The sequence below is a fragment of the Pseudomonas sp. PDM14 genome (genome assembly GCF_014851905.1).
Classification (GTDB): Bacteria; Pseudomonadota; Gammaproteobacteria; order Pseudomonadales; family Pseudomonadaceae; genus Aquipseudomonas.
The window spans coordinates 278,548-298,117 of record NZ_JACVAQ010000002.1; the positions used below are offsets into that span (position 1 = coordinate 278,548).

15 protein-coding genes are annotated in these 19,570 nt (G+C 66.9%); all 15 read left to right on the forward strand.

The window, feature by feature from the left end; translation table 11 throughout:
• Positions 1-159: 159 nt before the first annotated feature.
• The 15 genes from glgA to IB229_RS14020 all read left to right on the forward strand — a co-directional run bounded on the left by glgA (position 160) and on the right by IB229_RS14020 (position 19,432).
• Positions 160-1,716: a glycogen synthase GlgA gene (gene glgA, locus IB229_RS13950; protein WP_192329922.1), complete on the forward strand. Its 1,557-nt coding sequence runs from the start codon at positions 160-162 to the stop codon at positions 1,714-1,716.
• Positions 1,716-3,482, forward strand: coding sequence for a malto-oligosyltrehalose trehalohydrolase (treZ, locus tag IB229_RS13955; protein ID WP_192329924.1), 1,767 nt, complete (start codon positions 1,716-1,718; stop codon positions 3,480-3,482). Before glgA ends, treZ begins: the two co-directional genes overlap by 1 nt.
• Entirely contained in the window at positions 3,479-5,545 is a 2,067-nt protein-coding gene (gene malQ / locus IB229_RS13960) for a 4-alpha-glucanotransferase (RefSeq protein WP_192329926.1), read from the forward strand. The genes treZ and malQ overlap by 4 nt, the downstream gene beginning before the upstream one ends.
• A complete protein-coding gene (locus IB229_RS13965) occupies positions 5,538-8,348 on the forward strand; it encodes a malto-oligosyltrehalose synthase (RefSeq protein ID WP_192329928.1) in 2,811 nt (936 codons plus the stop codon). Before malQ ends, IB229_RS13965 begins: the two co-directional genes overlap by 8 nt.
• Complete coding sequence (locus tag IB229_RS13970; protein ID WP_192329930.1) at positions 8,345-8,659, forward strand: DUF2934 domain-containing protein; 315 nt, start codon at positions 8,345-8,347, stop codon at positions 8,657-8,659. Before IB229_RS13965 ends, IB229_RS13970 begins: the two co-directional genes overlap by 4 nt.
• Positions 8,660-8,693: 34 nt before the next feature.
• On the forward strand, positions 8,694-10,880 hold the full coding sequence (glgX, locus tag IB229_RS13975) for a glycogen debranching protein GlgX (protein ID WP_192329932.1): 2,187 nt from the start codon (positions 8,694-8,696) through the stop codon (positions 10,878-10,880).
• Positions 10,873-11,895 carry an acyl-CoA dehydrogenase gene (locus tag IB229_RS13980; protein WP_192329934.1) on the forward strand — a complete coding sequence of 341 codons (1,023 nt, stop codon included), beginning with the start codon at positions 10,873-10,875 and terminating at the stop codon, positions 11,893-11,895. Before glgX ends, IB229_RS13980 begins: the two co-directional genes overlap by 8 nt.
• Positions 11,892-12,650, forward strand: coding sequence for a PIG-L deacetylase family protein (locus IB229_RS13985; protein ID WP_192329936.1), 759 nt, complete (start codon positions 11,892-11,894; stop codon positions 12,648-12,650). The genes IB229_RS13980 and IB229_RS13985 overlap by 4 nt, the downstream gene beginning before the upstream one ends.
• On the forward strand, positions 12,647-13,258 hold the full coding sequence (locus IB229_RS13990; RefSeq protein ID WP_192329938.1) for a class I SAM-dependent methyltransferase: 612 nt from the start codon (positions 12,647-12,649) through the stop codon (positions 13,256-13,258). Before IB229_RS13985 ends, IB229_RS13990 begins: the two co-directional genes overlap by 4 nt.
• On the forward strand, positions 13,255-13,926 hold the full coding sequence (locus tag IB229_RS13995; RefSeq protein WP_192329940.1) for a glycosyltransferase: 672 nt from the start codon (positions 13,255-13,257) through the stop codon (positions 13,924-13,926). Before IB229_RS13990 ends, IB229_RS13995 begins: the two co-directional genes overlap by 4 nt.
• Before the next feature lie 232 nt (positions 13,927-14,158).
• Entirely contained in the window at positions 14,159-15,457 is a 1,299-nt protein-coding gene (locus IB229_RS14000; protein ID WP_192329942.1) for a zinc-dependent alcohol dehydrogenase, read from the forward strand.
• 18 nt (positions 15,458-15,475) lie between these two features.
• Positions 15,476-16,393, forward strand: coding sequence for a DUF72 domain-containing protein (locus IB229_RS14005; protein ID WP_192329944.1), 918 nt, complete (start codon positions 15,476-15,478; stop codon positions 16,391-16,393).
• Positions 16,393-17,175, forward strand: coding sequence for an endonuclease/exonuclease/phosphatase family protein (locus tag IB229_RS14010; protein WP_192329946.1), 783 nt, complete (start codon positions 16,393-16,395; stop codon positions 17,173-17,175). Before IB229_RS14005 ends, IB229_RS14010 begins: the two co-directional genes overlap by 1 nt.
• Complete coding sequence (gene clsB, locus IB229_RS14015) at positions 17,172-18,389, forward strand: cardiolipin synthase ClsB (protein ID WP_192329948.1); 1,218 nt, start codon at positions 17,172-17,174, stop codon at positions 18,387-18,389. The genes IB229_RS14010 and clsB overlap by 4 nt, the downstream gene beginning before the upstream one ends.
• Complete coding sequence (locus IB229_RS14020) at positions 18,386-19,432, forward strand: lysylphosphatidylglycerol synthase domain-containing protein (protein ID WP_192329950.1); 1,047 nt, start codon at positions 18,386-18,388, stop codon at positions 19,430-19,432. The genes clsB and IB229_RS14020 overlap by 4 nt, the downstream gene beginning before the upstream one ends.
• Positions 19,433-19,570 lie beyond the last annotated feature (138 nt).

Below are 19,570 nucleotides of genomic sequence, written 5' to 3' on the forward strand. Positions count from 1 at the left end.
AACTTTCTCCGTGACGCCTCAGTCATCAAAAGGGTGGGGTTCAAAAGGTCGCTCTTAGCAGCGTGCTTCCCGGCAGGTCATCGATGCCTGACGGGCATGACCCTGCGCACGGGATGAGGCAGCCGTTGCCCACCAGGGATTCGAGTGACCGGAGGACTTATGGGAAATGCTGCTGTGACTGCTCGCTTTGATGAAGTTGCCCCGCTCGCTGTTCGACAGCAGCCTTCGCTCCATGTCGAAAGCCAGCATGGCCAGAAGAAGAAAATTCTATTCGTTACGTCCGAGTTCGCCGACCTGGTCAAGGTCGGTGGTCTTGGCGATGTCTCAGCTGCCCTGCCCCGCGCGCTCTCGCCCCGCCACGATGTTCGTGTGCTGATTCCCGGCTACAAGACCATCGTCGACAGCGGCCATCCGATCCGCATCATCGGCGAGGTCGGCGGCCATGCCGCGTTGCCGCCGTGCAAGATCGGTCGCATGGACCTGGACGACGGCCTGATCGTCTACATCGTCCTCTGCCCCGAGCTCTACGAGCGCGAAGGCAACCCCTATGGCGACGCCAACGGCAGGGACTGGCCGGATAACCATATCCGCTTCGCCCGCCTGGGCCTCGCCGCGGCGGACATCGCCGCCGGCACCGCCTGCATCAGCTGGTGTCCGGAGCTGGTGCATGCCAACGACTGGCCCGCCGGTCTGGCACCGGCCTACATGGCCTGGCGCGGGCAGGCCACGCCCTCGGTGTTCACCATTCACAACCTGGCGTACCAGGGGCTGTGCGCACCGGAATGCAGCCCGGAGTTGGGCCTGCCGGACGAGGCGTTCGACCCGGAGAGCATGGAGTTCTACGGCAAGCTGTCGTTTCTCAAGGCCGGCCTCACCTACGCCAACCACATCACCACGGTGAGCCAGACCTACGCCCGCGAAATCACCACCGCCGACTTCGGCTACGGCCTGGAAGGCATGCTCAAGCTCAAGGCCGACGCCGGGCTGCTCAGCGGCATCGCCAATGGTATCGATGAAAGCTGGCAGCCGATGACCGACCCACATCTGGTCGCCGGCTTCTCCGCGCGCCACTGGCAGGGCAAGCGTGCCAACGCCCAGTATGTGGAGCAAACCTTCGGCCTGGATGCCGATGGCGGCCCGCTGTTCGCCGTGGTCTCGCGCCTGGTACAGCAGAAAGGCATCGACCTCACCCTGGACGTCGCCGAACGCATCGTCACCGGTGGCGGCCGCATCGCCATCATCGGCCGCGGCGAGCCAGACCTGGAAGCCGCAGTGGCCGAGCTGGGCAAGCGCTATCCAGGGCGGATCGGGGTGAATGTCGGCTTCAACGAAACCGACGCCCGCCGCATGTTCGCCGGCAGCGACTTCCTGCTCATGCCCTCGCGTTTCGAGCCCTGCGGCCTGAGCCAGATGTACGCCCAGCGCTTCGGCTCCCTGCCAATCGCCCGCCGCACCGGTGGCCTGGCTGACACCATCGAGGATGGCGTCACCGGCTTCCTGTTCCGTGAACCGACGGCCGATGCCTACTTCGAGGCCATCGAGCGCGCCCTCAACGTGTTCAAACACCCCGAGCTGCTCAACGCCATGCGCTGCAAGGCCATGGCCGCGCCGCTGTACTGGGAGCAATCGGTGGCACCCTACGACCGGCTCTACACCGAATTGGTCGAAGAACTGGAGGCGAATGCCGCGCGGCAACAGGTTGGGAGATCGCTCTGATGCCTCCCCTGGCGCGTACCCATGGCGCCCAGGTGCAAGAGGATGGAACCACCCGCTTCGCGCTATGGGCTCCCGACTGTCGGGAGGTCACCGTCGAGCTCGTCAGCAATGCCCTGCATCCACTGCAGGCGCAGGCTGACGGCTGGTTCGTCGGCACCTGTGAATGCCCGGCGGGCACCGGCTACCGTTTCGTCATCGACGGACACCTGCGCGTGCCGGACCCGGCCTCCCAGGCCCAGCTCGACGATGTGCACGGTTTCAGTCAGGTGGTCGACCACCGCGCCTACCCCTGGCGGCATGCCGAGTGGCAGGGCCGTCCCTGGCACGAGAGCGTGCTTTATGAGCTGCATGTCGGTCTGTTCGGTGGCTATGCCGGCGTGGAGCAGCACCTGCCACTGCTGGCGGGCCTCGGCATCACCGCCATCGAGCTGATGCCTCTGGCCGAGTTTCCCGGCAGCCGCAACTGGGGCTACGACGGCGTCCTGCCGTTCGCCCCCGAATCGTCCTATGGCACGCCGGAGCAGCTGAAAAGCCTGATCGACAGCGCCCACGGCCTGGGCCTGATGGTGTTCGTCGACGTGGTCTACAACCACTTCGGCCCGGACGGCAATTACCTGGGCAACTACAGCCGCGACTTCTTCCGCAGCGATGTGCAGACGCCCTGGGGCGCTGCCATCGACTTCCGTCGGCGTCAGGTGCGGGACTACTTCTGCGAAAACGCCCTGATGTGGCTGCTCGACTACCGCGTCGATGGCCTGCGCCTGGACGCGGTGCACGCCATCGGTGAGCCGGATTTTCTCGTCGAACTGGCCAGCCGTGTGCATGCGGCGGTCGAGCCCGGTCGCCACGTGCACCTGGTACTGGAGAACGAGGACAACAACGCCCGGTTGCTGCAGCAGGGTTTCACCGCGCAGTGGAACGACGACGGCCATAACGTTCTGCACGCCTTGCTCACTGGCGAACGCGAAGGCTATTACGGCGACTTCGCCGATGACGCCACGGCCAAGCTCGCCCGCTGCCTGGGTGAAGGTTTCATTTACCAGGGACAAAATAGTCGCCACGGCTGCGCCCGCGGTGAGCCGAGCGCACACCTGCCGCCGACCGCGTTCGTGCTGTTTCTGCAGAACCACGACCAGGTCGGCAACCGTGCCTTCGGTGAGCGCCTGATCGAGCTGGCCGACGAGGACGCCCTCAGGGCCGCCACGGCACTGCTGCTGCTCTCGCCCATGGTGCCGCTGCTGTTCATGGGCGAGGAATGGGGCGCGCGCCAGCCGTTCCTGTTCTTCACCGACCATCATGCCGAGCTTGCCGACCTGGTGCGCATAGGCCGACGCAACGAGTTCGCCGACTTCGCCCTGTATGCCGATGCCGAGGTGCGCGAGACCATTCCCGACCCGAACGCGCCGGCTACCTTCGCCCGTTCGCAGCTGCCGGAAAATCTCAGCAGCCAGGTCGAGCACCAGAACTGGCATGCGCTGTACCAGCAGCTGCTGGACCTGCGCCACCGCCTGATCATTCCGCGGCTGCCCGGCGCCAGGGCGCTGAAGAGCGAGGTGCTCGCCGAAGGCGCGGTGAGTGCGCAGTGGACGCTGGGGGACCGCAGCCTGCTGCGCATCGACCTCAACCTCAGCGCCAGCAACGTCTGGGTCAGCCCGCCGCCGACCAGCGCCGCGGTGATCTTCGTCTGGGGCGTGGACAGCGCCGGCTACCAACTCGGCACCCTGCCCGCGCGCAGCGTTGCAGTCAGCCTGGAGGCCGCGCCATGAGCGACGAGCGCCTGGCCCAGCTGGCCGAAGCCGCGGGCCTGAGTCTGCACTGGGTCGATGCCAATGGCCGGCCGCAGTACGTGGCGCCGGATGCCCAGCGCGCGCTGCTCGACGCCCTCGGTTTTCCCGCGCAATCGCCACAGCAGGTCGATGCCAGCCTGGCGGCCCTGCACGCGCAGCAACAGGGCTCGAGCCTGCCACCGCTGCTCACCGCCGAGCAGAGTCAGGTGTTGCCGCTCAATGGGCACTTCGCCGCGCACAGCGCATTTCAGGTGATTCTCGAAGACGGTAGCCGTGTCGATGGTCGCCTCGATGGCGAGGGCAATCTGCCGGCCCTGGCCGAATGCGGTTATCAGCAACTGCGCATCGCCGATCAGCAGGTCGCCCTGGCCGTGGCGCCGCCGGCCTGCCGCAGCGTGCTGGAGCTGACCGGCCGCGCGCGCAGTTGGGGCATCACCGCGCAGCTGTATTCCCTGCGGCGCGCCAACGATGCCGGCCTGGGCGACACCCAGGCGCTGGAGGCACTGGCCCGCCTGGCCGCGGAGAAAGGTGCCGATGCCCTGGCGATCAGCCCGGTGCACGCGATGTTCGCCGCCAATCACGCTCAGTACAGCCCCTACTCGCCCTCCAGCCGGCTGTTCTTCAACGTCCTGCATGCTGCGCCCGGAGCGATTCTTGGCGATGCGGCAATGCACGCGGCGGTGGCCAACGCCGGCCTGCTGGCCGAACTGCAACGCCTCGAAGCCCTGCCGCTGATCGAGTGGCCGGCGGTGGCCTGTAGCCGCCAGCGCATCCTTCACCAGCTCTACGAAGACTTCGCCGGCAGCGCCACGCCGGAGCTGCGCGAGGACTTCGCACGCTTCCAGCGCGAAGGTGGCGACGCCCTGACCCAACACTGCCGCTTCGAGGCACTGCACGGCTACATGGTCAGCAACGCCCTGCCCTGGGACTGGCGGCAGTGGCCCGAGCATTACCGCGACCCGCAAAGCGCCCAGGTGCAGCACTTCGCCAGCCAGCATCACCACGAGGTGACCTTCCATGCCTTCGGCCAATGGCTGATCGCCCGCGGCTTGCAGCGTGCCCAGCGAGCAGCCCGGGATGCCGGCATGGGCGTGGGCATCATCGCCGACCTCGCCGTCGGCACCGATGCGTCCGGCAGCCAGGCCTGGTCGCGCCAGGCCGAATTGCTGCAGGCAGTCACCGTCGGCGCGCCACCGGATGTGCTCAACCGTTCGGGGCAGAACTGGGGCGTTTCGGCGTTCTCGCCCACCGGCCTGCAGCAGCATGGCTTTCGCGCCTTCATCGAGATGCTTCAGGCCAACCTGGCCCACGCCGGGGGTATTCGCATCGACCACGTGATGGGCCTCAAGCGCCTGTGGGTGATCCCTCAGGGCGCATCGTCCGATGCCGGCGCCTACCTCAACTACCCGCTCACCGATCTGCTGCGCCTGCTTGCTCTGGAGTCCTGGCGTCACCGCGCCCTGGTCATCGGCGAAGACCTCGGCACCGTACCCGAAGGCCTGCGCGAAGAACTGGCGCGGCGCAACATCCTCGGCATGCGCGTGCTGTTGTTCGAACAGCAGCACGGGCGCTTCATCCCCGCGCAGCACTGGCCGCGCGACGCCCTGGCGATCAGCACCACCCACGACCTGCCAAGCATCAGCGGCTGGTTGCAGGGCAAGGACATCGACTGGCGCCTGCAGGCCGGTCACAGCAGCGCAGAGCAGGCGGCCAGTGACCGCCCGGAGCGCGACCGCGAGCGCGCGGCCCTGGTCGATACCCTGGTGGAAAGCGGCCAACTGCACAGCCACCACAGTAGCGACGAAGAACGCCTCGAAGCCAGCATCGGCTTCCTCGGCAGCACCCCGGCGCCGCTGGTGCTGCTGCCGCTCGAAGACCTTACCGCGGAGCTGGAGCAGCCCAACCTGCCCGGCCCCGGCGACATCCACCCCAACTGGCGCCGCCGCCAGCACCACCCGGTAGACACGCTGCTCGACCAACCAGGCGCCGCGCGCCGCCTGGCCCGGTTGTGCGCGACTCGGCAAGAGGCTAGTCATGACTGATCTGCGCGCCACCCTGCGTCTGCAATTCCACCAGGGCTTCACCCTGGACGATGCCGTGCCCCTGGTGCAGTACTTCTCGCGGCTGGGCATCAGCCACATCTATGCCTCGCCGCTGCTCACCGCACGGCCCGGTTCGATGCATGGCTACGACGTGATCGACCCGACCCGGATCAACCCCGAACTGGGCGGTGAGCCGGCCTTGCTGCGCCTGGTCGAAGCCCTGCGCGCGCAGCGCATCGGCCTGATCCTCGACATCGTGTCCAACCACATGGCGGTCGGCGGCGACGGCAATCCCTGGTGGCTGGACGTACTCGAGTGGGGCGTCAGCAGCCCCTACGCGCAGTTCTTCGACATCCAGTGGCAGTCCCACGACCCGGCCATGTACGGCCAGCTGCTCGTGCCGTTCCTGCGCTGCGACTACGGTGAGGCCCTGGCCGCGGGCGACATCGTCCTGCATTTCGACTGCACCACCGGCGCGTTCTACGCCCAGCACTTCGAACACCGCCTGCCGATCAGCCCGCCGAGTTACGGCGACATTCTGCGCAACAGCGACGACACTACCCTCAGCGCCCTGGCACGCCGTTTCGATACCCTCAGCGGCGACCCGCAGGCCTGGCACAGCGCCCAGGCGTTACGTGCCGAGCTGCGGGAGCTGGGGTGCCCGGCCGACGCCATCGCGCCGACCATCCAGCGTGCCCTGGCGCAGTACCGGCCTGATAGCGAAGCCGGCTTGCAGCGCCTGCATGCTCTGCTCGAACGCCAGCACTACCGGGTCGCCAACTGGCGTACCGCGGCGGATGACATCAACTGGCGGCGCTTCTTCGACATTACCGAGCTGGGTGGCCTGCGCGTGGAGCAGGCCGTGGTGTTCGAGGCCACCCACGCGAAGATCTTCGAGTTGATCGAGCGCGGCCTGGTCGACGGCCTGCGCATCGACCACGTCGACGGCCTGGCCAACCCGCGTGCCTATTGCCGGCGCCTGCGCCGTCGCGTCGACAGCCTGCTCGACAAGCGCCCACCGTTGCTACACGGCCAGCCGTTCCCGATCTACGTGGAGAAGATCCTCGGCCACGGCGAGCAATTGCCGGACGACTGGGGCGTCAACGGCACCACCGGCTATGAATTCATGAACCAGCTGTCGCTGCTGCAGCACGACCCGCGTGGCGAAGCGCCGCTGAGCGCATTGTGGAGCACGGTCAGCGGGCGCAGCGCCGATTTCATGGAGGAAGCGCGCAGCGCGCGTTACCTGGTGCTGACCAGCTCCCTGGCCGGTGATGTCGAGGAAGTCGCCCAGGGCCTGCTGCAGATCGCCCGGCATGACCTCTACACCCGTGACCTGACCCTGGGCGCGATCCGTCGCGCGCTGATCGAGCTGATCGTGCACTTCCCGGTGTACCGCACCTACGCCGGTGCTGGTGGCCGGTCGGCGCAGGACCAGGCGTTCTTCGCCCAGGCCCTGGAAGGCGCGCGCAGCACCCTGGCCGAAGCCGACTGGCCGCTGCTCGATCACCTCGATCGCTGGCTCGGCGCACAGCCACTGCGCGAATTGTCGCCCGGCCCGGCCCGGCAGCTGCGTGAAAAGGTGCTGATCCGCTTCCAGCAACTGACCTCGCCCGCTGCGGCCAAGGCCGTCGAGGACACTGCCTGTTACCGCTCCGGCGTACTGCTGTCGCGCTACGACGTCGGCTTCGATCCGCAGCACTTCAGCGCGCCGCTGGCTGACTTCCACGCGCAATGTCGGCAACGCGCGGCACGCTTTCCCGAGAACCTGCTGGCCACCGCCACCCACGACCACAAGCGTGGCGAGGACAGCCGCGCGCGCCTGGCCGTGCTCAGCGAACGTGCCGAGTGGTTCGCCGAACGCAGCGCACACTGGCGCACCCTGAGCGCCGCGCTGCACGACGCGGGCGAGGAGCCGGCACCGAATGCGGCAGATGAAGCGTTGCTGTTCCAGGCCCTGCTCGGCAGCTGGCCGCTGACGCTGCGCGTGGATGACGAGGACGGCCTGCGCGAGTACTTCGAGCGGCTGGTGCGCTGGCAGGAAAAGGCCCTGCGCGAAGCCAAACTGGCCAGCAGCTGGAGCGCGCCGAATGCCGATTACGAAGCCGGCTGCCGGGGTTTTCTCGAACGCCTGCTGACCGGCGACGAAGGCCTTGAGCTGCGCACTCAGATCGCTGCCGGCGCAGCGCAGATCGCCCCGGCGGGCGCCCTCAACAGCCTGGCCCAGTGCCTGCTGCGCCTGAGCACGCCAGGCGTGCCAGACCTGTATCAGGGCGCCGAGTTCTGGGATTTCAGCCTGGTCGACCCGGACAACCGCCGCGAAGTCGACTTTGCCGCACGCATCGCCGCCCTCACCCAGTTGCCGGCCCTCGCCGAGTTACTGGCCAACTGGCAGAACGGCCATATCAAGCAGTGGCTGATCAGCAATGTGCTGGCCATCCGCTACGCTCGCCCGGAGCTGTTCCGCGACGGCGATTACCAGGCGCTGACTGTAGAGGGGCCGGCCGCCGAGCAGGTCCTGGCGTTCTCCCGCAGCCTGGGCGACAGCCACCTGCTGGTCGTGGTACCGCGTCTGGCCAGTGCGCTGCTGGGTAATGCCGAAACCCCGCACATCCCCGCTGCGCGCTGGGGCGATACCCGCGTGATCCTGCCCGCGACGCTGGTCGACGGCAGCCTGAGCAGCCTCTTCAGCACCCGCGCCATTCATCCGCAACAGGGCAGCCTGGCCCTGGGCGAGGTGTTGGCGGACTTCCCCGTCAACCTGCTCCTTCTCAAGCCCACCACTCAGGAGTCATCGCCATGAGCATTGATGATCGCATCCGTGAATTCGCCTACCAGATCTGGGAATCCGAAGGCCGCCCCGAGGGCCAGCAGGCCCGCCATTGGGAAATGGCGCGCAAGCTCGCCGAAGCCGAAGCGGTCAGCGAGCCGCAAGCAGTGCCGCGCCGGCGCATCAGCAAGCCCAAGGCGGTGACCCTGGCCGAAGCGGAAGCCGAAGCGGACAAGCCCGAACTGCTGAAAAAGCCACGCCCACGCAGCAGCGCTGCACCAGCGGTGGCGAAAGAACCGAAAGCGGCCAAGGCGCCCAAAGCACCGAAGCCCCCGAAAGCCTGATGGATGGGCCCCCGCGCCCGATTAAGGACCGACCATGAGCAAGCGGCACGCCCCCAGCACCTCCCCAGCCACGCCCACCGAGCACGCCGTGGCCAGGCAGACGTCTCGCATCACCGAGGGTCACCCGTTCCCGCTCGGCGCCACCTGGGACGGCCTCGGCGTCAATTTCGCACTGTTTTCCGCGCACGCCACCAAGGTTGAGCTGTGCCTGTTCGACAGCACCGGCGAGCATGAGCTCGAACGCATCGAGCTGCCCGAGTACACCGACGAAATCTGGCACGGCTACCTGCCCGACGCCCATCCGGGCCAGGTCTACGGCTACCGCGTGCATGGTCCCTACGAGCCCAAGGCCGGGCATCGCTTCAACCCCAACAAGCTGCTGATCGACCCCTACGCCAAGCAGTTGGTCGGCGCGCTGAAGTGGTCGGAATCGCTGTTCGGCTACACCATCGGCCACCCCGACGGCGACCTCAGTTTCGACGAGCGCGACAGTGCGCCCTTCGTGCCCAAGTGCAAGGTCATCGACCCGGCCTACACCTGGGGCACGCACCAGTCCGCACGCGTGCCGTGGGACAAGACCGTGCTCTACGAAGCGCACCTGCGCGGCCTGACCATGCGCCATCCGGCGGTGCCGGAAGACAAGCGCGGCACCTTCGCCGGGCTGATGAACAGCGAGGTGATCAAGCACATCCGCAAGCTGGGCGTGTCTTCCGTCGAACTGCTGCCCGTGCATGCCTTCGTCAATGACCAGCACCTGCTGGAAAAAGGCATGAACAACTACTGGGGCTACAACAGCATCGGTTTCTTCGCGCCCCACCCGCGCTACCTGGCCAGCGGTCATATCAACGAGTTCAAGGAGATGGCCGCGCACCTGCACGACGCCGGCCTGGAGCTGATCCTCGACGTGGTCTACAACCACACCGCCGAGGGCAACGAGCTGGGCCCGACGCTGTCCATGCGCGGCATCGACAACGCCAGCTACTACCGCCTGATGCCCGACGACAAGCGCTTCTACATCAACGATTCCGGCACCGGCAACACCCTCGACCTGAGCCACCCCTGCGTGCTGCAGATGGTCACCGACTCGCTGCGCTACTGGGCCACGGAGATGGGCGTGGACGGCTTCCGTTTCGACCTGGCGACCATCCTCGCCCGCGCCCACGACGGTTACGACGAGCGTCACAGCTTCCTCGTCGCCTGCCGCCAGGACCCGGTTTTGAGCAAGGTCAAGCTGATCGCCGAGCCTTGGGACTGCGGCCCTGGCGGCTATCAGGTCGGCGGCTTCCCGCCGGGCTGGGCGGAGTGGAACGACAAGTTCCGCGACAACGTGCGTGGCTTCTGGAAAGGCGACGAAGGCCAGCTGGCCGAACTGGCCAGCCGCCTCACCGCCTCCGGCGACCTCTACAACCAGCGCGGGCGACGGCCATTCACCTCGGTCAACTTCATCACCGCCCACGATGGCTTCACCCTCAACGACCTGGTCTCGTACAACGACAAGCACAACGAGGACAACGACGAGAACAACCAGGACGGCAGCAACAACAACCTGTCGTGGAACCACGGCGTCGAAGGCCCCACCGATGACCCGCAGATCATCGAGCTGCGCTTTCGCCAGATGCGCAACTTCTTCGCCACCCTGCTGCTGGCCCAGGGCACGCCGATGCTGGTGGCCGGCGACGAGTTCGCCCGCACCCAGCACGGCAACAACAACGCCTACTGCCAGGACAGCGAGATCGGCTGGATCAACTGGGACCTGGGCGAGGAAGGCAAGGCCCTGCTCGGCTTCGTCACCCGCCTGATCAAGCTGCGCATGAGCTACCCGATCCTGCGCCGCGGGCGGTTCTTCGTCGGCGCCTACAACGAGGAACTCGGCGTCAAGGACGTGACCTGGGTGTCGCCCTGCGGCGCGGAAATGAACGAGGAACAGTGGCACGATCCCAACGCGCGCTGCCTGGGCATGCTCCTCGACGGCCGTGCGCAACCCACCGGCATCCGCCGCAGTGGCGCCGACGCGACCCTGCTGCTGGTGGTCAACGCGCACCACGACATGGTCAATTTCCGCCTGCCGGAAGTGGCGCTGGGCATGGGTTGGAGCTGCCTGCTCGACACCAACCGGCCGGACGACGACAGCCGCGAGCAGCACGCCTTCGGCAGCGAGTTCGCGGTCACCAGTCGCTCGCTGCTGCTGTTCGAGCTGCAACGGGAGCCGGGCCATGCCTGAGCTCGCGGATCGGCTCGCGCGGTTCCTCGAGGATCGCCGCCAGGTGCCCGCGGATACCGCGGCGCTCGGCGCCTGCCTGGATGAGCTGATCGCCGCCGGCCTCGACCAGTTGCCGCTGCCCGGCAGCGGACGAACCCTGCAACGCTGGCAGGCGCTGGCGCAGGTAGCGGCGTATGACCTGAGCCTGTGCAAGCTCTACGAGGGCCATACTGACGCCCTCGCCATCCTCCAGGAGTGCGGCGCCGAACGCCCGGCGGCGACCTGCAGCCTGGGCACCTGGGCCGCCGAACCTGCGCAGGCGCGGGTGCATATCAACGCCCGCGACTCGCGCCAGGATGTACGCCTGGACGGGCGCAAGGCCTGGTGTTCCGGCGCGGCGGTACTCAGCCATGCCCTCCTCACCGGCTGGGACGAGGAAGGCAAACAGCAACTGGTGACCGTGGCACTCGACCAGCCCGGCGTGAACGTGACCGACGCCGGCTGGAAGGCCGTGGGCATGGCCGCCACCCAGAGTGTCGAGGTGCTGTTCGAGCAGGCGCGCGGGCATTGCGTCGGCCAGGCCGATGGCTATCTGCAGCGCCCTGGCTTCTGGCAGGGCGGCGCCGGCATCGCGGCCTGTTGGTACGGCGCCGCGCAGGGCATCGCCGAGGCGTTGCGCAGCCACTGTGCCCGGCATGACGACGCACACGCCCTGGCCCACCTCGGCGCGGTGGACGCGGCGCTCTACGCCGCCGCGGCAAGCCTGCGCAGCTGCGCTGCGTGGATCGACGCCAACCCCACCGCGACGGCCGAGTTGCCGGTGCGCCGGGTACGCGCAATCTGCGAGCACACCGCCGATAGCGTACTGCGCCACACCGGCCGCGCCCTTGGCGCCGCACCGTACTGCCGTGAAGAACACCTGGCCCGGCGCCTCGCCGACCTGCCGGTGTACCTGCGTCAGAGCCACGCCGAGCGCGACCTCGGCGAACAGGGCCGACAGGCCGCCAACGAACCCGCAGGGAGCTGGGTGCTATGAAACTCGAAACCCGCCACAACACCGGTACCTCGCTACACGCCTGGAACACCTCGCTGAGCCTGGCCAAGGTGCATGCCATCACCTGCGAGGAACTGGTTCCGGCGCAGGCGCGGGTGGTGGTCATCGCGCCGCACCCGGACGACGAGGTCCTCGGCTGCGGTGGCCTGCTGCAACTGGTGGCACGCCTGCAGCGGCCGATCCTGCTGATTTCGGTGACCGCCGGCGGCGCCAGCCATCCGGGCTCGGCGCGCTGGTCCGAACACCGCCTGAGCATCGTGCGCCCGCAGGAAAGCGCCGAGGCCCTGCGCCGCCTGGGCCTGCCGCTCAACGAGCTGAAATGGCTGCACGCCGGCCTGCCGGATTCGGCGGTGGCGGCGCACGAGGACGCGCTGCAGCAGCTCCTGCTTGCCCATCTGCGCCCGAGCGACGAGGTCTTCACCACCTGGCGCGACGACGGCCATTGCGACCACGAGGCCGTGGCCCGAGCCTCGCTGGCCGCTGCCGCACAGGTCGGCGCCCGCGTCCACGAAGTGCCGATCTGGGCATGGCACTGGGCAACCCCGGAAGACCCGCGCATCCCCTGGGAGCGGGCGCGCAAGCTGCACCTCGACCGCTGGACGCAGGCCCGCAAGCGCCACGCGATCCAGGCCTTCGCCAGCCAGATCCACCCCGACGCCGAGTCCGGTCTGGCACCGGTGCTCGCCCCGCAAACCCTGGAACGCCTGCAGCAGGCCTTCGAAGTGGTGTTCGTATGAGCGTCGCCGATGCCTATTTCGATGATCTGTTCAGCCACAGCAGTGACCCCTGGGCCATGCGTCAGCGCTGGTACGAACAGCGCAAGCGCGACCTGACCCTCGCCGCCCTGCCGCAGCAGCGTTACGGCCTCGGCTTCGAGGCCGGCTGCGCCAATGGCGAACTGAGCCTGCGCCTGGCCGAGCGCTGCGATGACCTGTTGTGCTGCGACACCTCGGCCGCCGCCGTCGGCCTGGCCCGCCAGCGCCTGCAGGCGATGCCCCATGCCCGCGTGCAGCAGGCGCGTCTGCCGGGGCAATGGCCGCGCGGCGAATTCGACCTGATCGTGATCAGCGAACTCGGCTATTACCTCGACCCGCGCGATCTGCGCCTGTTGATCGGCAAGGCACGTGCCGCGCTGGCGGTCGATGGCACCCTGCTCGCCTGCCACTGGCGCCACCCGATTGCCGAATGCCCGCAGAGTGGCGACCAGGTGCACACCTGCCTGCAGGAGCGCCTGCACCTGGAACACCTGCTGCACCATGAGGAAGCCGACTTCCTGCTGGATGTGTGGGGCACGGCGGCCACCTCGGTCGCCGAACGCGAGGGCCTGCTCGGGAGTTCGGCATGATCGGTGTGGTGGTGCCTGCGCACAACGAGGAGGCCCTGCTGGCGGCCTGCATCCAGGCCATTCGCCAGGCGGCCGCGCACCCGGGCCTGAATGGCGAAGCCGTGCAGATCGTTCTGGTGCTCGACAGCTGTGACGACGGCAGCGCCTCCATCGCCGCAGACGCCGGCATCGAATGCCTGAGCGTGAACGCACGCAACGTCGGCTACGCACGGGCCATGGGCGTCGAGCACCTGGTCGCCCTCGGCGCGCGCTGGATCGCCTGCACCGATGCCGACAGCCAGGTCGCCGAGGACTGGCTGGTCGCACAGCTGTCACTGGGCGCGGAAATGGTCTGCGGCACCGTGCAGGTGCGCGACTGGGGCGACATCCAGTTGCCCACGCAGCAGCGCTACGCCGAGGCCTACACCCAGGCCGACGGTCATCGCCACATCCACGGCGCCAACCTGGGTTTCTGCACGGCGGCCTACCTGCGCGCCGGCGGTTTCCAGCACCTATCGGTGAACGAGGACGTGAACCTGGTGCGCGCCTTCGAGCGCGACGGCGCCTGCATTTCCTGGAGCTGCATGCCCCAGGTGATCACCAGCGCGCGCCTGCAGGGCCGCGCCAGCGGCGGCTTTGCCGATTACCTGCGCGGCCTGTTGCCCGGCACCCTGGCCGAAGAAGGCTGAGCCACGGCGCCCACACGTCTGGCGCGCCATCGCACGCCTAAAAAACCTGAACCGCCCCGTGCCCTTCCAGTCCGAATAGTAGGTGCCGCCCGCCCGGCACCCCTTCATTCACTGCACCCGGGAACAGCATGCAGACCCATCCCTCCAGGCTTCGCCAGCTCGTATCTGCGCCGCCTGATCAGCCTGCATTCGCGCAGTGCGCGTCCGCCTGCTACTCCCGTGAGGACGCGTTATGAAAGCCGTTGTTTTCCATGCCGTCGGAGACATCCGCCTCGACGAGGTCGCCGAACCCACACTGATCGAGCCAACCGACGCCATCATTCGCCTGACCGCCTCGGCCATCTGCGGCACCGACCTGCACTTCGTGCGGGGCACCGTCAGCCCGATGAAGCCCGGCACCATTCTCGGCCACGAAGGCGTGGGCATCGTCGAACAGCTCGGCAGCGACGTGCGCAACCTGCAGATCGGCGACCGCGTGGTGGTGCCCTCGACCATCGCCTGCGGCAACTGCGCCTATTGCCGCGCCGGCTACTACGCCCAGTGCGACGAGGCCAACCCCAACGGCAAGGAGGCCGGCACCGCCTTCTTCGGCGGCCCGGAGCCCAGTGGCCCGTTCCACGGCCTGCAGGCGGAAAAGGCGCGCATCCCCTATGCCAACATCGGCCTGATCAAGCTGCCCAGCGAGATCAGCGATGACCAGGCGATCCTGCTTTCCGACATTTTCCCCACCGGCTATTTCGGTGCGGAAATGGCCGAGATCACCGCCGGCGATACCGTGGCGGTGTTCGGCTGCGGCCCGGTGGGACAGTTCGCCATCGCCAGCGCCAAGCTGCTCGGCGCGGCCCGGGTGTTCGCCATCGACCACCTCGACGACCGCCTGCAGATGGCCCGCCAGCAAGGTGCCGAGACCATCAACTTCGATCAGGAGGACCCGGTTGAGACGCTCAAGCGTCTCACCGCCGGGATCGGCGTGGACCGTGCCATCGATGCGGTCGGGGTCGACGCCGAGCATTCGTGTCATGCCGACGAGCATCAGGTTGCCAGCTTCCGCAAGGAGATGGCCGAGGTCACCCCGCAAACCCATCCGGACGGCGCCAACTGGCACCCCGGCGACGCACCGAGCCAGGCCCTGCAATGGGCGGTCGAGGCGCTGGCCAAGGCTGGCACGCTGTCGATCATCGGCGTCTATCCGCAGCAGGCGCGCAACTTTCCCATCGGTACGGCGATGAACAAGAACCTGACCATCAACATGGGTAATTGCCACCACCGCAAGTACATCCCTCTGCTCATTGACCTGGTGCTTAACAAGCGCATCGACCCGGCGAAGATCCTCACCCAGGTCAAGCCGATGAACGACGCCATCGAGGCCTTCAAGGCCTTCGACCGCCGCGAGAGTGGCTGGATCAAGGTCGAGCTGCACCCGCAGCAGCTGAACCTGTCCGGCACTGGCAGCGAGGAAACGCTGGTCGGCGAAGCGCAGCTGGACGAGGCCATCCAGGGCTCGACCGGCAGCCCTTCGCGCCCCGCATGAGCAGGCAGGAAGCCGTCCATGAGCAGTGATATCCGCATCGGTATTTCAGGTTGGCGCTACGCGCCATGGCGCGGGGACTTCTACCCCAAGGGCCTCACGCACAAGCGCGAGCTGGCATTCGCCTCGCGGGCGGTCAACAGCATCGAGATCAACGGCTCGTTCTACGCTCTGCAGACCCCGCAACGCTACGCCGGCTGGTATGCGGACGTGCCCGACGACTTCGTTTTCAGCATCAAGGCGCCGCGCTACATCACCCATATCAGGCGTCTGCACGCGATCGAGGAGCCATTGGCCAACTTCTTCGCCTCGGGCCTGTTCCAGCTCAAGCATAAGTTGGGGCCGATCCTCTGGCAGTTCCCGCCCAGCTTCGCCTTCGACGAGACGCTGTTCGACGAATTCCTCCAGCAGCTGCCCGCTGACGGCGCCGCCGCCAAGCGCTGCGCGCGGCACTGCGACGCACGCATGGCGACAGATGATTACCTGGCCATTCCCGGCGAGCAGCGCCTGCGTCACGCCGTGGAAATTCGCAACGACAGCTTCCTCACGCCCATCTTCGTCGAACAGCTACGCCGGCACAAAGTGGCGCTGGTCGTGGCCGATACCGCTGGCAAATGGCCGTATATCGAGGACCTCACCGCCGACTTCGTCTACCTGCGGCTGCATGGCGACAAGAAGCTCTACAGCAGCGGTTATTCGGAGACCGCGCTGCAACGCTGGTGTGAACGCATTGACCTGTGGCGCCAGGGCCGGCAGCCGGACGACGCCCACCTGATCAAGGAACGCGGCGGCAAGGGCCGCAATGCTCGCGACATCTACTGCTACTTCGACAACGATGTGAAGGTGCGTGCGCCCTACGATGCGCGGCGCCTGCTGGAGAAACTCGGCCTGGCGGACACGCTCGACGCGGTGCCTGGCCAACTGCAGGGAGCCGCCTGATGCAAACCTCACCCATGCTCCACCTGGTCGGCAAGAACCAGGCGGTGAATACGCTCAAGGTGTTGACGGTGAATACCCACAAGGGCTTCACCTTCTTCAACCGTCGTTTCATCCTGCCCGAACTGCGCGAGGCGGTGCGCACCACCGGCGCCGACGTTGTCTTTTTGCAGGAAGTGCTCGGCGCTCACCAGCGCCACGCCAAACGCTTCGACAACTGGCCGCAGACGCCGCACTACGAATTCCTCGCCGACAGCATGTGGACCGAGTTCGCCTACGGCCGCAACGCCGTGTACCCCGATGGCGACCACGGCAACGCGCTGCTGTCGAAATTCCCCATCCTGCGCCACGAGAACCTCGACGTGTCCATCAGTGGCAACGAAGAGGAACGCGGCCTGCTGCACTCGGTGCTCGACGTGCCCGGCCATGAAGTGCATGCCATCTGCGTGCACCTGGGCCTGCGCGAGTCGCACCGCCAGCAGCAGCTGCAACTGCTCTGCGATGTGGTCGCCGGCCTGCCGGCGGATGCTCCGGTGATCGTCGCCGGGGACTTCAATGACTGGCGCCTGCGCGCCGATGCCGTGCTCGCCCGCCAGGGCCTCAAGGAAGTTTTCGTCAGCCAGCACGGTGCACCGGCCAGGAGCTTTCCGGCGCGCTGGCCGCTGCTGTGCCTGGACCGCATCTACGTGCGCAACGTGCAAACCCGCAACCCGATCGTGCTTTCAACCCGTCCATGGTCGCACCTCTCCGACCATGCGCCGCTCGCTGTGGAGATACACCTATGAGTTACGAATGGCGCGACGGCAACCAGGTCGAGCTGCTGATCAACGGCGAGGAGTTCTACCCTCGCGTGTTCGAGGCAATCCGCACTGCGCGCAAGGAAGTGCTGCTGGAAACCTTCATCATCTTCGAGGACAAGGTCGGTGCCGAGCTGCAACAGGCGCTGATCCAGGCCGCCGGCAATGGCGCCCGCGTGGAGATCACCGTGGACGGCTACGGCACCGCGGACCTCAGCGCGCCGTTCCTCGCCGAGATGATCGAAGCCGGGGTCAAGATCCACATGTTCGACCCCAGCCCGCGGGTGCTTGGCATGCGCACCAACCTGTTTCGCCGCCTGCACCGCAAGGTCGTGGTGGTCGACGCCGAACTGGCGTTCATCGGCGGCATCAACTATTCCGCCGACCACCTCGGCGATTTCGGGCCGATGGCCAAGCAGGATTACGCCGTGGCGGTGCGCGGGCCGATTGTCGCTGACATCCACCGCGATACCCTGCAGATGCTCAGCCCGGCCGAGCGTGACAGCAGCAAGCTGACGCCGGTGACGCGCCACGCCGGCGACTCGCGGATTCGCCTGTCGGTGCGCGACAACGACGAGCGCAACGACGACATCGAAAAGCAGTACCTGGATGCCATGCGCAACGCCCAGCACCGCATGGTGATCGCCAACGCGTATTTCTTTCCCGGCTACCGGCTGATCCGCGAAATGCGCAACGCCTCGCGCCGCGGGGTCAAGGTCACCCTGATCCTCCAGGGCCAGCCAGACATGCCCTGGGCCCGTGGTTTCTCGCGCCTGCTGTACAACTACCTGCTGCGCGAAGGCATCACCATTTACGAGTACTGCCAGCGCCCGCTGCACGGCAAGGTCGCGCTGATCGACCGCGAGTGGTCGACCGTGGGTTCGAGCAACCTCGACCCGCTGAGCCTGTCGCTGAACCTGGAAGCCAACCTGATCATCCGTGATCCCGCATTCAACCAGCGCCTGTACGACCACCTGATCAACCTGGCCTCCGAACACTGCAAGCCGATCAGCCTGGAGCGGATTCTGCGTGGCTACTGGTGGCGCGCGCCGATCATCTTCCTCAGCTTCCACTTCCTGCGCCATTTCCCGGCCATTGCCGGCTGGCTACCGGCGCATACGCCAAAGCTGAAATCGCTGAAGACCGTGGCCATCAATGATGGCACCAGCGAAGTGTGTTTCGAACAGGAGAAGGTGTCATGAGCACGGATGCGCAAGAAGACGCCAAGCAGAACCCGAAAAGCAGCCGCCGGGCCACGCAGATCCGCTGGGCCAAGCGCGCGCTGAACCTGCTGTTCTTCATCCTGGTGCCGGTGTTGCTGTTCATGCTGGTGAAGAATCTGGAATGGAACGAGGTCAAGGATGCGATCCAGGGCTACAGCGCACCGATCCTGCTGGCATGCGTGGCGATCACCGCGCTCAGCTTTACCATCTTCAGCAGCTACGACCTGCTGGGTCGGGTCTATGTGAAGCACACCCTGCCCGCGCGGCAGATCATGCCGGTGGGCTTCGTCGCCTACGCCTTCAACCTCAATCTCAGCTCCTGGGTCGGTGCCATCGCCCTGCGCTACCGGCTCTATTCGCGCCTGGGCCTGGACGTGCCGACCATCACCAAGGTGCTGACCTTCAGCCTGGTGACCAACTGGCTGGGCTACATGATCATGGCCGGCGGCGTATTCGCCCTGCGCCTGGTCGACTTGCCGGAGGGCTGGGCAATCGGCGTCACCGGCCTGCAGCTGATCGGCTTCGCCCTGCTGGCCGTGTCCGCCACCTACCTGCTGGCCTGCCGCTTTGCCAAGCGCCGCGCCTGGAGTTTTCGCGACCACGAACTGACCCTGCCATCACTGCGCCTGGCCCTTAGCCAGGCCGGGCTGGCCATGCTCAACTGGTCGCTGTCCTCGCTGCTGGTGTTCCTCCTGCTGCCCGAGGGCGTCACCTACCCCACCGTGCTCGGCATCATGCTGATCAGCAGCATCGCTGGCGTTATCACCCACATTCCCGCCGGCCTCGGTGTGCTGGAAGCAGTGTTCATCGCCATGCTCCAGCATCAGGTGTCAAAAGGGGCGGTACTTGCCGCGCTGATCGGCTACCGGGCGATCTACCTGCTGCTGCCGCTGGCGGTGGCCGTCGGTGTCTACCTGGTCCTGGAAAAGCGCGCGAAGAAACTGCGCGCGCAGCAGGATTCGAGCAAAGCAGGCGGGAAGCCTGATAACCAGGACAGCAAGGCCAACGCGGTGGAAGCCTGAGCTGGTTCTCGAATGATGTGTCCAGATGCAGCGAGGCTGGGGGGGCTGAAGCCCACCCTACTCACAGAAGCTCGCACCAACTGATCGTTCCCACGCTCCGCGTGGGAGCGCCACACGCTGCCGGACGTTACGGACGCA